Source organism: Paenibacillus lignilyticus (genome assembly GCF_017942085.1).
GTDB lineage: Bacteria > Bacillota > Bacilli > Paenibacillales > Paenibacillaceae > Paenibacillus_Z > Paenibacillus_Z lignilyticus.
Genome location: NZ_JAGKSP010000006.1, coordinates 39,745 through 53,249 on the forward strand (window position 1 = coordinate 39,745; position 13,505 = coordinate 53,249).

General features: G+C 49.0%; 15 protein-coding genes. 11 read left to right on the forward strand and 4 right to left on the reverse strand.

Annotated elements, in window-relative coordinates; genetic code table 11:
• Positions 1 to 200 precede the first annotated feature (200 nt).
• From I8J30_RS15985 to I8J30_RS16015, 7 genes are all read left to right on the forward strand, one after another.
• The gene (locus tag I8J30_RS15985) at positions 201 to 860 is read left to right on the forward strand and encodes a YjbE family putative metal transport protein (protein ID WP_210659359.1); all 660 of its coding nucleotides are present in this window, start codon (positions 201 to 203) and stop codon (positions 858 to 860) included.
• Between the two features lie 108 nt (positions 861 to 968).
• A complete protein-coding gene (locus tag I8J30_RS15990) occupies positions 969 to 1,451 on the forward strand; it encodes a hypothetical protein (RefSeq protein ID WP_210659361.1) in 483 nt (160 codons plus the stop codon).
• Positions 1,452 to 1,533: 82 nt separating this feature from the next.
• Positions 1,534 to 3,375 carry a translational GTPase TypA gene (gene typA, locus I8J30_RS15995; RefSeq protein WP_210659363.1) on the forward strand — a complete coding sequence of 614 codons (1,842 nt, stop codon included), beginning with the start codon at positions 1,534 to 1,536 and terminating at the stop codon, positions 3,373 to 3,375.
• A gap of 140 nt (positions 3,376 to 3,515) precedes the next feature.
• Positions 3,516 to 3,818 (forward strand): YlaH-like family protein, encoded by a 303-nt coding sequence (locus I8J30_RS16000; RefSeq protein WP_091219588.1) that lies wholly within the window; start codon positions 3,516 to 3,518, stop codon positions 3,816 to 3,818.
• A gap of 1 nt (position 3,819) precedes the next feature.
• A complete protein-coding gene (locus tag I8J30_RS16005) occupies positions 3,820 to 4,092 on the forward strand; it encodes a hypothetical protein (protein ID WP_210659366.1) in 273 nt (90 codons plus the stop codon).
• Between the two features lie 14 nt (positions 4,093 to 4,106).
• Complete coding sequence (locus I8J30_RS16010; RefSeq protein WP_210659368.1) at positions 4,107 to 5,129, forward strand: LCP family protein; 1,023 nt, start codon at positions 4,107 to 4,109, stop codon at positions 5,127 to 5,129.
• A 75-nt stretch (positions 5,130 to 5,204) separates the two neighbouring features.
• Positions 5,205 to 5,657, forward strand: a complete 453-nt coding sequence (locus I8J30_RS16015) for a pyridoxamine 5'-phosphate oxidase family protein (protein ID WP_210659371.1) — start codon at positions 5,205 to 5,207, stop codon at positions 5,655 to 5,657.
• A gap of 64 nt (positions 5,658 to 5,721) precedes the next feature.
• Here the strand turns inward: I8J30_RS16015 and I8J30_RS16020 are convergent, their stop codons facing one another.
• Positions 5,722 to 6,267, reverse strand: a complete 546-nt coding sequence (locus tag I8J30_RS16020) for a YhcN/YlaJ family sporulation lipoprotein (protein WP_091219578.1) — start codon at positions 6,265 to 6,267, stop codon at positions 5,722 to 5,724.
• 114 nt (positions 6,268 to 6,381) lie between these two features.
• Between I8J30_RS16020 and I8J30_RS16025 the strand changes: the two genes are divergently transcribed.
• On the forward strand, positions 6,382 to 7,713 hold the full coding sequence (locus tag I8J30_RS16025) for a PhoH family protein (RefSeq protein WP_210659373.1): 1,332 nt from the start codon (positions 6,382 to 6,384) through the stop codon (positions 7,711 to 7,713).
• Here I8J30_RS16025 and I8J30_RS16030 read toward each other — a convergent pair.
• Positions 7,710 to 8,228: a hypothetical protein gene (locus I8J30_RS16030; RefSeq protein WP_210659375.1), complete on the reverse strand. Its 519-nt coding sequence runs from the start codon at positions 8,226 to 8,228 to the stop codon at positions 7,710 to 7,712. The two genes, I8J30_RS16025 and I8J30_RS16030, sit on opposite strands and share 4 nt — an antisense overlap.
• A 230-nt stretch (positions 8,229 to 8,458) precedes the next feature.
• On the opposite strand from I8J30_RS16030, the gene I8J30_RS16035 reads away from it, so the two are divergent.
• Positions 8,459 to 9,817 carry an ABC transporter substrate-binding protein gene (locus I8J30_RS16035; RefSeq protein WP_210659376.1) on the forward strand — a complete coding sequence of 453 codons (1,359 nt, stop codon included), beginning with the start codon at positions 8,459 to 8,461 and terminating at the stop codon, positions 9,815 to 9,817.
• Here the strand turns inward: I8J30_RS16035 and I8J30_RS16040 are convergent.
• Positions 9,788 to 10,873 carry a coiled-coil domain-containing protein gene (locus I8J30_RS16040; protein WP_210659378.1) on the reverse strand — a complete coding sequence of 362 codons (1,086 nt, stop codon included), beginning with the start codon at positions 10,871 to 10,873 and terminating at the stop codon, positions 9,788 to 9,790. The two genes, I8J30_RS16035 and I8J30_RS16040, sit on opposite strands and share 30 nt — an antisense overlap.
• A gap of 113 nt (positions 10,874 to 10,986) precedes the next feature.
• Here I8J30_RS16040 and I8J30_RS16045 point away from each other — a divergent pair, with 113 nt between their 5' ends.
• A complete protein-coding gene (locus I8J30_RS16045; RefSeq protein ID WP_210659380.1) occupies positions 10,987 to 12,219 on the forward strand; it encodes a class I SAM-dependent methyltransferase in 1,233 nt (410 codons plus the stop codon).
• 94 nt (positions 12,220 to 12,313) lie between these two features.
• Here the strand turns inward: I8J30_RS16045 and I8J30_RS16050 are convergent, their stop codons facing one another.
• Complete coding sequence (locus tag I8J30_RS16050; protein ID WP_090979850.1) at positions 12,314 to 12,550, reverse strand: DUF2626 domain-containing protein; 237 nt, start codon at positions 12,548 to 12,550, stop codon at positions 12,314 to 12,316.
• 269 nt (positions 12,551 to 12,819) lie between these two features.
• On the opposite strand from I8J30_RS16050, the gene I8J30_RS16055 reads away from it, so the two are divergent.
• Positions 12,820 to 13,467, forward strand: a complete 648-nt coding sequence (locus I8J30_RS16055; protein ID WP_091219563.1) for an RsfA family transcriptional regulator — start codon at positions 12,820 to 12,822, stop codon at positions 13,465 to 13,467.
• The last annotated feature ends 38 nt before the right edge of the window (positions 13,468 to 13,505 follow it).

The window sequence follows — 13,505 nt, forward strand, 5'->3', positions numbered from 1 at the left end:
CTTCTTGTCCTCCCTTTCTTAAGAGCGCTATGATGTTTCTCGTTCATACGTTCAAAAACGAAGAAGGATTCAAAAAATGATAAACATAAGCTGTCCATATGGGACATACACGTTCATAGACGAGTACTTTCTTCACTTAGGAAGAAGCTCCATCGCCAAAAGGGCGGCAAAAGCCGTTTCTTCTTGAGGAGGCGTAATCTGTGGACAGCTTAATCATTTTCGTTCAAATTATGTTTATCAATTTGCTCTTGAGCGGCGACAACGCCGTAGTGATCGCTCTGGCGAGCCAGCAGCTTCCGAAAGCTCAGCGGCGCAAAGCCGTGGTATGGGGGGCTGCCGCTGCCGTGCTGCTGCGTTGTTTGCTGACGCTTATTGCTCTGACGCTGCTGCAGGTACCTTATCTTCAGGCCGTCGGCAGCATTTTGTTGTTCATGATCGCCATCAAGCTGGTCAAGGATGCATCGTCACATGCTGACGAATACCACAACATGCGCAAGGTAACCTCGCTTTCCAGTGCAATCCGGACCATCGTGATCGCAGATTTTATTATGAGTTTGGACAACGTCCTGGCCATCGCCGCCGTGGCAGAAGGGGAGCCCGTACTTATTTTACTCGGGATTGCCCTTAGCATACCTATGATTATTTGGGGGAGTCAGCTACTTAGTACCATGATTCGCAAATTTCCTTCTTTTGTTTACATCGGAGGGGGACTGCTCGGATATGCGGCCGGTGAAATGCTGGTTCATGACCCAGCGATTCACCCTTTATTTACGAATGAATTATCCGTTCTGTTAAAGGCGATTCCGGTTCTGTGCATCCCTTTGGTCATTATTGTGGCATTGCTGCGAATAAAAAGATAAGGTAAACTATATTTTTAGAGTAAATGTAGCAGTAACACTGGTTTTTTGCCTGCTGTTCCAGTACACTAGTAGATGTTAAAAAAGTGCCAAAGAGAAAGGAACATAGGCATGTCGAAAAACCAATACACCATCGGTCTTCTTTTTCTGATCGCGGGTGCTGTTATTTTACTCGGAAAGCTTGGACTGTTTGCGTTTATCGGCACAAACTTCTGGCCGCTTTTCGTTCTGATTCCCGGCATATTGCTGCACGTGCTGTTTTTTGGACGACTGCTTCCTCCGATTGTTCTGATCCCGGGAGCGTTTCTGACAATTAACGCCTTTATTTTTTTCTTTTGCATTGCGTTCGGATGGAGCAACATGCACTACTTATGGCCTTTATTCATTTTTGCGGTTTCCATCGGTTTATACGAATATCATTTGTTTGATACGTACCATCCGAAGTTTCCACGAACACTTGCCATTATCCTTGCTCTTGTTTCAGCGTCGTTTTTTGGCATCATGCTGGTGTGGGGCTGGGGGTTATACCTCATTGCCATTGCATTTATCGCGCTTGGTGCTTGGCTCGTTGCGGGACGTAAAGCTCGCTGGTAAAGGTTCAATTGTTTAACACGTTTGTCGCAAGCCCGCACACAGCAGACTAATAAATAAAAAAAAGTTGGAGTGGATTCTTAACATGCAAGCCAGAGAGAACATCAGGAATATCGCAATTATTGCGCACGTTGACCATGGTAAAACTACGCTAGTCGACAAATTGCTTCAACAATCCGGCACGTTCCGTGACAATGAAACGGTTCAAGAACGCGCAATGGATTCCAATGATTTGGAACGGGAACGCGGCATCACCATTTTGGCGAAGAACACAGCTGTAAACTACAAAGATTACCTGATCAACATCGTGGATACTCCGGGACATGCCGATTTCGGCGGCGAAGTAGAACGGATTATGAAAATGGTTGACGGCGTTCTTCTTGTCGTCGATGCATTCGAAGGCTGTATGCCACAAACGAAATTCGTACTTCGTAAAGCGCTGGAAAGCAATTTGACTCCGATTGTTGTACTGAACAAAATCGACCGTCCAAATGCGAGCCCTGAGCAAGTCGTTGACGAAGTATTGGATCTGTTCATCGAGCTTGGCGCCAATGACGAGCAGCTTGAATTCCCGGTTGTATATGCATCTGCTTTGATGGGTACGGCAAGCTTGGACGTTGAGAAACAAGACGAGAACATGCAGGCACTCTATGAGACCATCATCGAGCAAATCCCTTCTCCGACAGAAAGCGTAGACGAGCCGCTTCAATTCCTCGTTACTTTGCTTGATTACAACGAGTACCTGGGTCGTATCGCTGTTGGTCGCGTAAACCGCGGTATCATCCGTCAAGGTCAATCCGTTGCCGTCATTAACCGTGAAGGTGTAACGAAACAGGCGCGTATCGAGAAGCTGTTTGGCTTCCAAGGTCTGAAGCGCGTAGAAGTTGAAGAAGCAGGCGCAGGCGATATCGTTGCTATTGCCGGTATTCGTGAAATCAACATCGGTGAAACCATTGCAGATCCTGCTAATCCAGAGGCGCTGCCGGTTCTGAAGATCGATGAGCCGACACTGCAAATGACTTTCCTCGTTAACAATAGTCCGTTCGCTGGCCGCGAAGGCAAATGGGTAACTTCCCGTAAGCTGCGTGAGCGTCTGTTCAAAGAGCTTGAAACAGATGTAGCGCTTCGCGTAGATGAAACAGACAGCCCGGATGCATTCGTTGTTTCCGGCCGCGGCGAGCTTCACCTGGGTATCCTGATCGAGAACATGCGTCGTGAAGGCTTCGAGCTTCAAGTTTCCAAGCCGGAAGTTATCGTCAAGGAAATTGACGGCCAGAAGAATGAGCCTTACGAGCGTTTGCTTATCGACGTACCGGAAGAGAGCACAGGCGCGGTCATGGAAAGCCTTGGCTCGCGTAAAGCCGAAATGGTCAACATGATCAACAACGGTACCGGTCAAGTGCGTATCGAGTTCATCATTCCCGCACGCGGATTGATCGGATACCGCACGAACTTCTTGACACTGACTCGCGGTTACGGCATCATGAACCATGCGTTCGACAGCTACGGCCCGCTTGCCGGCGCTTCTGTTGGCGGCCGTCACCAAGGTGTTCTGGTTTCGAGCGAGAACGGCGTATCCACTTTCTACGGCATGATGGGCGTAGAAGATCGCGGCGTACTGTTCATGGAACCGGGAACTGATGTATACGAAGGTATGATTGTCGGCGAGCATAACCGCGATAACGACATTATCGTAAACATCTGTAAAGAGAAAGCACTGACAAACGTTCGTTCCGCCGGTAAAGACGATACGGTTCGTTTGAAAACACCAATCTTGTTCTCCCTTGAGCAAGCACTGGAATATTTGAACGATGACGAATATTGCGAAGTAACGCCGAAGTCGATCCGTCTTCGTAAGAAACTTCTCAATAAGAGCGAGCGCGAGCGCGCTGAGAAACAACGTAAAACAGCTCAAGCTGGCGTTTAAGTAATATACAATCGCCATTGATGGCAGTAGATGACAGGCAGGGCTTGCAGCGTTCTCTTATAGAGTTCGTTGTTGCCCTGCCGTTTCTCGTCCCTGACCTAATGGAAGTCATTTCAAGCAATTCAGGAGGTAGAAGCATCATGCAGAATTGGTTTCACGCTCATCCTATTTTGACCTATCTTATCATTCTGGCTTTGACCATTTATATTTTTAACGCTGTATTTCGTGTACAACGATTGCCTATCCTGAAAGAAGTACTCGTGCATCTCGTGATGGCGGGCGGCTCGTTTGTCCTGTTCGTACTGCAATTTGATAAACTGCCTATCATCCAGTGCATGTCCGTTGCTGTGTTTATGATGGCCTTGCTTCGGGGTAGACAATTCTATGACAAGCTAAAAGGAAAACGCGGCGGAAGCAGCAGCTCGGATACGGGAGGGGCTTAACTTGCGATTTGAGGATGCCTTGTTCAATTGGCTTCAAATTCAGCTGGTAGCGGAAGCAAGACCGGAAGATCGTGCCGCAATCGATACCCGAGATTTCTTCCTCGAGATTCTGACAGAGGATCACGGAATATCGAATCTGCACATACATACGGTAGACGATACGATGATCCATTTGAGGTTTGATAAAGACAGTAAGAGCAAGTTGCAAATGTTTCCCCGAGAATCCGGTGAACAGCTGCTTCATGATATCAACGAGAATCCGAAATATAACTGACGAAGGTGGAAGTCATGACTAGGGGATCCGATTTGTCTCCACGTAAGGATAAGGCTAAGGATAAGCGTAAGAAGAGATATTGGCTTCGCCGATTAATGGTTCTGTTTTTGGCATTACTGATTGGTGTTGCGGGGTATCTGGGCTATTTGTACAAGGTTTCAAAGGATGTTTTGGGTGAAATTACGACGGATGCCGATCCGACGGTCACGGTTTCCGCGAATCAGTCGGTTAAGGTAAAGCCGGTAACGATCATGCTGCTGGGCGTTGATACACGGAAGGAAACCGGGAGCTTAAATACCGACGTCATGATGGTTGCGACATTTAATCCGAATACGAAGTCTGCGGTCGTCGTATCCATTCCTCGTGATTCTAAGATTGAGCTGCCAGGCTACAACAGCCGTAAAGCTAATGCGTATTATTCGAGATTCCTCAAAGGCGCAAAGAGCGATGGGTTGGAGGGTAAAGACGCGGAGAGACAAGCGAAGCAGGATATGCGCAAGATGTTCGGCAAATATTTCGACATTCCAATCGACTATACGGCAACCATCAACTTTCAAGGCTTCGTTGATGTCGTAGACGCGCTTGGCGGCGTCGATGTTGATGTGGACATGGACATGCGGTATGTCGACAACGCCGACGGTACGAACATTGATCTGAAGAAGGGCCATCAGAATCTGAAGGGGGATGACGCGCTTGATTTCGTCCGTTACCGCAAGTCCAACGACGGCACGAATATGTCGAGTGATTTTGACCGAAATCGCCGTGAAAGTCAGGTGCTCGGTGAAATCGCGGATAAACTCAAATCCTTCTCCAGCGTCCCCAAAATCGCCAACGTTATTAAAGCGGTAGGCAATAATATGCGTATGGATATTCCGAGCGACGAAGTAGAAAATATGATGAAGACGTACTTTGGCATCAGCAAAAGCGATATCACCTTTATCCCGCTTGAAGGGGAATGGCATTCGCCGTATGTGCACCTGAATGAAGCCAAACTTCAGGAAGCGAAATCGGCGCTGGCATCCAAAATGGCGGAATGAATGTGGTAGTACGACGTATGCTATGTTATAATAAAACCATCGAAGCACTGACACAATAGGCAAGGAGGACTGCGGATGACTGAACTTGTCACCGTACTTACTGACGAGCTGCTAAGTGGATTGGAGAGAGAACCGTTTGTTCTGTTGCACACCATTGATGCAGACAGCGGATTTCCGACTTCCAGCGTAATATCGTGGATTTATGCGGTCAACCGCTCCACACTGCGTTTCGCCATTGACGGCCGCTCGCGCCTAACGGTGAATATGACTTCGAAAGTGGATGTAAGCGTTACTGTGTTTGCGCCGGGTACTGTTCAAACGATCTACGGCACGGCACGGCTTGTAACTGAAGCGCTTGAGGACGTGCCATTTAAATTGGTATGCTTCGACATCGACATTACTTCAGTACGCGATGCGATGTTTTACGGCGCACGCTTGTCCGCAAGACCTGAGTATGAGAAAACTTACGACAAAAGAGCAGCAGACAAACTGGATGGACAGGTGTTTGCTGCCATGAAGAAAGCCTAGTGAGGGATCACTAGGCTTTTTGTGTTCTTATACCGACTCTCACGGTGCCGGTGTCTTCGTAAGTCTAGAGCTTTTGACTCATTTTTTGCTTATCTGTCTTAGCAGGATCCGGTTGCTCCGGTTGGATATCCCGCGGAACCTGAGGGACAATCCGCCCTATGATGTCGGCCATTTCTTCGGCCATCCCGGCAAGGGGTCTGCCGCGCTTCATGTCGGCTTGCACTTCTTTCAGCCGCGTTGCAATGTCGATATCGGCCGTTACGATGGCATCAATGCCATAGGGATCTTTACGGAATGCTTCTGCAACCGCATATTTGATCGTTCCGACTCGGGAGCGTTCCAAATTTCCTGCGACATCAATGCCAACGATCGCTGTATTTTTAAACACGACACAGTGAGCGGCCTTCACGCCGGGTACATGCCGCGCCAGATCCTCTAAATGAGCTGCGACTTGTTTAGGGCTGCTGATTTGCTTCTTCTGCGGAGCGCTCTGCTGTGCACGAACGCGATTATCATTCTGCGGAGAGGGTGATGTCTCATTGCGGGCGACAGTATTACAGCCTGTTGCCAGCAAGCAAAGGATCATAGCGGGCACCAGCCACTTTCTCATATTCGCCACCTGACCTTTCTAGAATCTGCAAAGTTTGTTCAAGCATAGTTTGTCTAGATAAAGGCCGCGCTATGTACGCCTTTGAACGAAATTCCAACGCCAGGAGGGCTCACGATGAAAAAGATATTCGTGCTCGACACCAATGTACTTTTACATGATCCGCAAGCGATCTTCGCTTTTGATGACAACGAGATCATAATACCCGCGGTGGTGTTGGAAGAAATTGATTCGAAGAAAAGATTGGCTGATGAGCTTGGCCGTAATGCACGGCATGTTTCCCGGCTGCTGGACCAGATGAGGCTGACGGGACGATTGCACGAAGGTATTGAACTTGATAACGGGGGCGTTCTCAAGGTAGAACTAAATCATCGCAGCTTTATGCGTGTTCAGGAAATGTTCGGTGAAATGTCTAACGACAATCGAATCCTTGCGGTAGCGCTCAATTATCATCTCGAAGAGCAGGACAAAGGAGATCCGCGTCCTGTCATCATCGTAAGTAAAGATGTACTCGTCCGCATTAAAGCGGATGTGCTGGGGCTGGAAGCTCAAGATTATTTATCCGATCAGGTGGTAGCGCCTTCGGATGTGTATGCGGGGTATTTAACACTTAAAGTGCATCCTTCGGTCATTGATGAATTTTATACGTACCGGTTTCTTACGATCAAGAATCTGCTTCTGAACACGCGTCTGCACCCGAATGAATTTGTCATCCTGCGGGATGAGATGGGGACGTCCAAATCGGCGCTGCTCAAGGTGAGCCAAGATGGAGCGCGGCTCGAGCCGCTGTATCTAAGCAATGATCCGGTATGGGGCATTACCGCCCGCAATGCGCAGCAGCGCATGGCACTGGAATTGCTGCTTAGCGACGACATCCCGCTTGTGACGCTGACCGGTAAAGCCGGTACAGGCAAGACTCTGCTGGCGCTTGCTGCAGGTCTGATGAAGGTGGAGGATGAGCACAAATACAAGAAGCTGCTGATCGCAAGACCGGTCGTTCCAATGGGGAAGGATATCGGATATTTACCGGGTGAGAAGGATGAGAAGCTGCGTCCGTGGATGCAGCCGATTTATGATAATTTGGAGTATTTGTTCGATACGAAGAAGTCGGGCGATATTGATAAAATATTAATGGGGCTCGGCAGCATTCAGGTAGAGGCGCTCACTTATATTCGGGGGCGTTCGATACCGGGGCAATTCATCATCATCGACGAAGCGCAAAATTTAACCCGGCATGAAGTCAAAACGATCGTATCGCGTGTCGGAGAAGGAAGTAAAATCGTCCTGATGGGCGATCCGGAGCAGATCGATCATCCTTATCTGGATTCGATCAGCAATGGCCTCACGCATATCGTGGAGCGCTTCAAACAAGAGAGCGTCAGCGGTCATATGACGCTTGAGAAAGGCGAGCGTTCCAAACTCGCCCAATTGGCGGCGGATCTGCTCTAGTAGGATTCGGATGCTTCCAGCACCGTTTCGGAGCTGCAGCGGTAGGCCCGCGCAATTCCCTCAATAAGTGAAACCTGATGACGGTCAATGGCGAGCAGCCTGCGGCCGTCATTTTGCTTCAGGAGAGCAACAGCATGCTCGTCCGCTTGTTCGGCGGCTGAAGCAAGCTCAGCTTCATGCGCGGTGCCGGGGATTAAGCAAACGATGGATGCGAGCAATAAGTCGAGATATCGATTGTCCGATTGCGTAATGAGTCCGTAGTCCGTGAAAGTGCGGCTGTTAAGCGACCATGATTCATCCAGTCGAACCCATTGTCCGTGCTCGCAGCTGGCTTTATAGGAAGAGGCGAAAGCTTCAATTGCATAAGCATCAGCTTGGCTGCTGACGAAGAGCAGGGTGTCATCGCGATCCAGCAAGTTGACCGTCGCTTCGGTCATTTCTTGTACCATTCGCTCGAAGTCGTTTGGCAGCATGTTCTTCGGGAATTGCAGGTCAACACTGTAAATCGGTTGCATGGCTTCAGCCTCCTCGTACGGTGCGGTTTCTCCAAGTATGAAGGAATCCGGGCTGCGAAGCAATTTGAAAATCAGTCGATAAGCCGGAATTGACACGCGACAAAAAAGCGCTTTCTTGCTAAAATAAAGATTAGCTAAAATTTTTGTTTGGAGCAGTGAGAGTTTGACTACGTCAAACGGAAGCAGTGAGAGTTTGTCTCCGACAAACTCCCTATTAAAGGAGGGACACGGTGTCACGCAGAAAATATGTCATGCTGCTGCTGTGCGTATTTACGATTTGCGCTGCGCTGCTTGTTCCCATGATTGGTAAACCGGGATCGCCGGTCACTCATTCGGATGACGGTCCGTTATCGGCCGACAAACCTCAGATTGTAGATGGGGACGAGCAGGATCGGACGACTCTTTCAATCGCAGTCTCGATGGACGAGGCTGAATATCGCTATTGGCAGGCCGAGAATGAGCATTTTACGTTGTCTCATCCTCAAATAACCATTCAGATGACGAATATACATAACGAAGATGCTGATGAGGCAAGGAAGAAAGCATCGGAGAATGGCGAACCGTTCGATCTGATGCTGTTAGACAATGATCGCGTGCGGGAATTTGCCGTGCAAGGGTTTCTGCTTCCCGTTGATGATATTGTTTCGGGAGATACGGCTGCCGACCAAATGGAAGCGCTAACAAGTATCGTGAAGTGGAACGGCTCTCTATGGGGAGTGCCGCTCGATTGTAATCCTTTGCTCGTGGTATGGCAGAACAATCTGCTCAAAGCTGCCGGCTTGAGTGCGCCGCCCAAGGATCTGGAAGGACTGAAGGCTGCCGTTGCAACATTAGTGGCAACGAACCCGAATCTCAGCCCATTTAACCTCAATACGAATGATCCCAAGGAAATGGCGGCATGGATGGGCATGTTCAAGGAAAACAGCGAAGCGGCGGCCAATCTGTCTCCATTTACGATCACGCAGAAGGAACAGCTTTATTTTGCCGCCGAATATGCTGCCCAGATCTACAGGCTTGCGCCGGCTCAACAGAAAAATCAGCTGCTTGGCGCATTTGGTGCCGGTACGCTGATGTCTGCCGTTATGCCTTGGACACTCTATAGATCCTTGTCGGATGAGGAGAGAGGACTGCTGGCAATTGGATCTACCACCGGTCCTGTTGTTCGAGCGAATGGGAGAAGTTTTGTCATGCTGGCCGGGACGGAAAGACTGAGCGAAGCCAGTGCATACATTACGGAGATGACCTCTACGGAGGCGCAATTGGACCACTATCGGACACTTGGCCGGTTGCCTTCCCGCATTTCGGCGATGACGAATGAATTTGAATATAACGATATCGATCAGAGACCACCGCATTTCCTTGTTGGCATGTTAAGCCGAACATCGGTAACGCCGGATCCTTCTTGGCGGGGAAGGTGGGAACGCTGGTCAAAGCTGCTTGCAACGCTCGGAGGAAATCAGTCGGCATTGACGCCTGAGCTGACCAGCACCTATATATCCGAGTGGAATGAGGAGCCGGAACAACCAATAGGCGATGCCGAAGCACCGCCCGAGGATCCATCAAAGACTGATGCTAAGCTTAATCAATAGTTTACCGTCTTCAACGGTGACCGATTTGGTTTTGAGGAAGGATACGATTTTGGAAGGGTAGAAGCCGAGATCAAATTCTTTCTCAAGTGCCGTTCTTGTCGTGTCCGGCAGCTCCAAACCGTTAAAGATTAGCGAATCGACATGAAATAAGATAGAGCCGTCCTTCTCCAGCGAATAATGACCTGTCAACTGTACTTCCATATTGTCTCGTTTGCCCGTTACGATGACTTTTTCAGGCTCGAAGGCAAAGGAGAAATTGTTGAACAGCACATTTTGCTCCCTCAAAAATGCATTAAGCTTGTCGTCCGGGATTGTGAGGGCGTAATTGAAGCCGTCAATATCAAGCATGTCTTTATTGTTCTGCACCCAAGCCGGCATTTGCTTCATCGCTTTGGACAACGCGCTGAAATATCGTTTTACCTCTAACAATCCGACATTTTGCCAGAAGTCCGTAAATTCATTGATAAGCAGCTTGAGTTTGTCTGCGTCGGACCGTCCGCTTAGCGAGGAATCGACATCCTGCTGAAGCGCAATAACGCGATTTCGCTGCGTGGTAAGGCGTTCTTCGACTTCCGCAAGCTGGTCAGACTGCGTATCGAGTTTGCTGATATTTTTCTTCAGCTCTCGATATTGCTTCATGTACGTGTTCAGCGTAAGCTTGTCATTAGAAAAGATGAGATCAAAAAAATCAAGCAGCTGCAGCAGCTCCGATAAATTGTCCGAGGACACAAGCACTGTCAGAAAAATATCTCTTTCACCGGTGTAGTAGGCCCGAAGTACTTTCCCTGCCTCTTCACGTTTTTTCTCGATCGATTGTTCTTGGCTTGCCAGCTTCACTTTGGAATCATCCAGCTGCGCAAGGATCGTTTGCTGCTGCTCTTTCACGCGTGCAATTTCCTTGTCAATTTCAACGACGGAGAGGCTTTTCTCCAGTATTGCTCGGACCTCTTCATCCTTCGGGGTTGCAGGGTCGGCAAATACGGGGAAAATGGTCAGCCACACTGCGAGCGCGCAAACGGCGAACGCCGCAATCCGGCGGCGTATCGTTCCTTTCACGAAGGGCTCCCCTTTCTTAAGGCTTCACACTTTGCATGCACTACTATATGCATGTACCAATTCTATTATATCTGCAAGGGCTAATTTTGTCCTTGATTGGAAAGGGGAATTGCATGGACAGCAACGGCCGACGATTATCCTTGTTAATTGGGGAGCAAATCGCAAATAGCCCGCTGAGGGGACGAGTTTCTGTGCACGCCAGGGAGAATGCCGATGTCAGCTGCATCTCGTTCCATGACTATATGGCTATGTGTTTATATGACGAGAAGGAAGGCTATTATCGTTCCGGAAAAATACGAATCGGTAAGAAAGGCGATTTCTATACGAGCTCGGCGATTGGTTCCATAATGGGGGAGAAGTTGGCGAACTGTGCAGCCGCATTGGCGGAAAGCCGGATGGAGTCGGCAATCAGAATCGCGGAATGGGGGGCAGGGACGGGACTGCTCTCTCAGCAAATGATTACGGCTTGGTCCGCCGCCGGCCATTCGTGGCTGTCGCAAGCGCAACACTATATCGTGGACAGCAACCCTGTGCATCTGGTTGAAGCACAAGCAAGGCTGGAGCAAGCGTTAGCTGGCCTCGACAATGCAGCTGCGCCGCGGCCGCAGCTGCAATTCATGACACCCGAAGAGGCGAAGAACGTTTGGAAGGATGCAAACAACTGCGCCGGGGGGGCGTCATCGCCGACGGAGACGACGTATTCGATCATCATCGCAAATGAACTGCTGGATGCTTTTCCGGTTCATCGGATTGTTATGATAGAAGGTCAGCTGTGGGAGCTTGGCGTGGCCATGAAAGATAATGCGGATGAAGATGCTTTTCGATACGTTTATACAGCTCTAACCGACGAACGGATTGCAGAGGTGCTCAGACGGGATGAAATTGATTTGCTGGAAGGGCAGATTACCGAAGTGAACCTTGCTGCAGAGCGGTGGATTACAGAGATGAGCAAGATGGTTGAACAAGGAGCATTAATGCTCGTGGACTATGGTCACGAGGCGCAGGAAATAACGGCATCGCATCGAATGCAAGGGACGCTGCTATGTTATAAGGATCATGTGGCGCATGATCGTCCATTCAGCGCACCGGGAGAGCAGGACATTACCTCGCACGTCAACTTTACTGCTTGCCGACACGCAGCCGATCGGGCGGGCTGGCAAGTGCAGTATTATGATACGCAGAAGCAGTTTCTTCTGGATCAAGGCTTGCTGCAGGATCTGGTCGCCCATGACGGGACGAATCCATTCGGCGAAGCGGCAAGACGGAATCGATCCATCCGTCAGCTGCTGCTAAGCGATAATATGAGCGAATCGTTTAAAGTGATGGTTTTGGTTAAAGGCGAATAAAGCAGGATAACGAAAAAAGGCTGTTCCGGAGATGGTCGTCCATCTTCTCGGAGCAGCCTTTTGGCTATTTGTGAATGTCAGAAGGTCCGATTTATTAGAATGGGTTACCCATTACAAATACGGTCCAATACGTGAAGCTGACGAACGAGATAAACATGTATCCCCAGAACATCAACATATAGGTTCTTTCGGAAAAGTTCAAATAGCCTAACAGGACAAACACGACGGTTTGAATAAAGAACAAGAGTGCCATCTCGGTCATATGTCCTGCAAACGCCATAAGCGCGATTACAAGCGTCCAGAAACCGAGCACTCGGAACATGCGTGCCATGATTTCATCCCCCTTCTCGTCAACTCGACCCAATTACTATTGCCCATTATAACGTTTCAGGTAACATGTGTAAACTGTTTCACTCGTGACGAATTGGCAAACTTTTTGCCTCCTTTTCACGCTCTGATACAAGTTTGCTTCAATTTGCGAAAAAACATGTATGAGCCGTCAAAAAAATGGATATACAAATTAGTATCCGATAGATTCTATGAACTCTACCAAGGGCATAGAGATAAAGTAAGCGCCTAATGTTAGGAGGTTTTGGTTGCATGACAGCAGTCAGACAAGATGCCTGGAGCCCGGATGACGATCTCATCCTAGCCGAAGTGACGCTGCGGCATATCCGCGAGGGAAGCACGCAGTTGGCCGCTTTTGAGGAAGTAGGAGAGCGGATCGGCCGGACATCGGCCGCATGCGGATTCCGCTGGAACAGTTGTGTCCGCAAACGCTATGAAGATGCGATACAAATTGCGAAGCAGCAGCGCCAGAAGCGGAACTATATGAAAAAACAAACGTACGTTGCAACACCTCATGTATCCGCAATCAGCTTGCTCGACACAGAAGAACGCACGTTCAAGAACGATCCGTTGACGGAAGAATCGCTATCAATTGATACCGTTATCCGATTTCTGCGGCAATGGAAAGGTACTTATCAGGAACTCAATCGCCAGATCAAAACGCTTGAACGCGATCTGCGCGAGAAGGATGAAGAATTGTTTACCTTACGTGAGCTGAATGAAAGGTTGTCACTTGAAGTCAACAACGCCCAAACGGATTATCGTGCGGTCAATGACGATTACAAGACGCTCATTCAAATTATGGACCGTGCACGCCGCTTAACCGTACTGACGGAAGAAGATGAAGCGAAACCTCGCTTCAAAATGGATGCAAACGGTAACTTGGAACGAATCGAATAGCCCGCTTTTCATTGAAAGGCGGCTCTCCAAAATCTCTC

Bases quoted from the DNA above. Each gene is read 5' to 3' on its own strand.
- I8J30_RS15990 (WP_210659361.1), top strand. From the start codon at position 969: ATGTCGAAAAACCAATACACCATCGGTCTTCTTTTTCTGATCGCGGGT.
- typA (WP_210659363.1), top strand. From the start codon at position 1,534: ATGCAAGCCAGAGAGAACATCAGGAATATCGCAATTATTGCGCACGTT.
- I8J30_RS16000 (WP_091219588.1), top strand. From the start codon at position 3,516: ATGCAGAATTGGTTTCACGCTCATCCTATTTTGACCTATCTTATCATT.
- I8J30_RS16010 (WP_210659368.1), top strand. From the start codon at position 4,107: ATGACTAGGGGATCCGATTTGTCTCCACGTAAGGATAAGGCTAAGGAT.
- I8J30_RS16015 (WP_210659371.1), top strand. From the start codon at position 5,205: ATGACTGAACTTGTCACCGTACTTACTGACGAGCTGCTAAGTGGATTG.
- I8J30_RS16020 (WP_091219578.1), bottom strand. From the start codon at position 6,267: ATGAGAAAGTGGCTGGTGCCCGCTATGATCCTTTGCTTGCTGGCAACA.
- I8J30_RS16025 (WP_210659373.1), top strand. From the start codon at position 6,382: ATGAAAAAGATATTCGTGCTCGACACCAATGTACTTTTACATGATCCG.
- I8J30_RS16030 (WP_210659375.1), bottom strand. From the start codon at position 8,228: ATGCAACCGATTTACAGTGTTGACCTGCAATTCCCGAAGAACATGCTG.
- I8J30_RS16045 (WP_210659380.1), top strand. From the start codon at position 10,987: ATGGACAGCAACGGCCGACGATTATCCTTGTTAATTGGGGAGCAAATC.
- I8J30_RS16050 (WP_090979850.1), bottom strand. From the start codon at position 12,550: ATGGCACGCATGTTCCGAGTGCTCGGTTTCTGGACGCTTGTAATCGCG.
- I8J30_RS16055 (WP_091219563.1), top strand. From the start codon at position 12,820: ATGACAGCAGTCAGACAAGATGCCTGGAGCCCGGATGACGATCTCATC.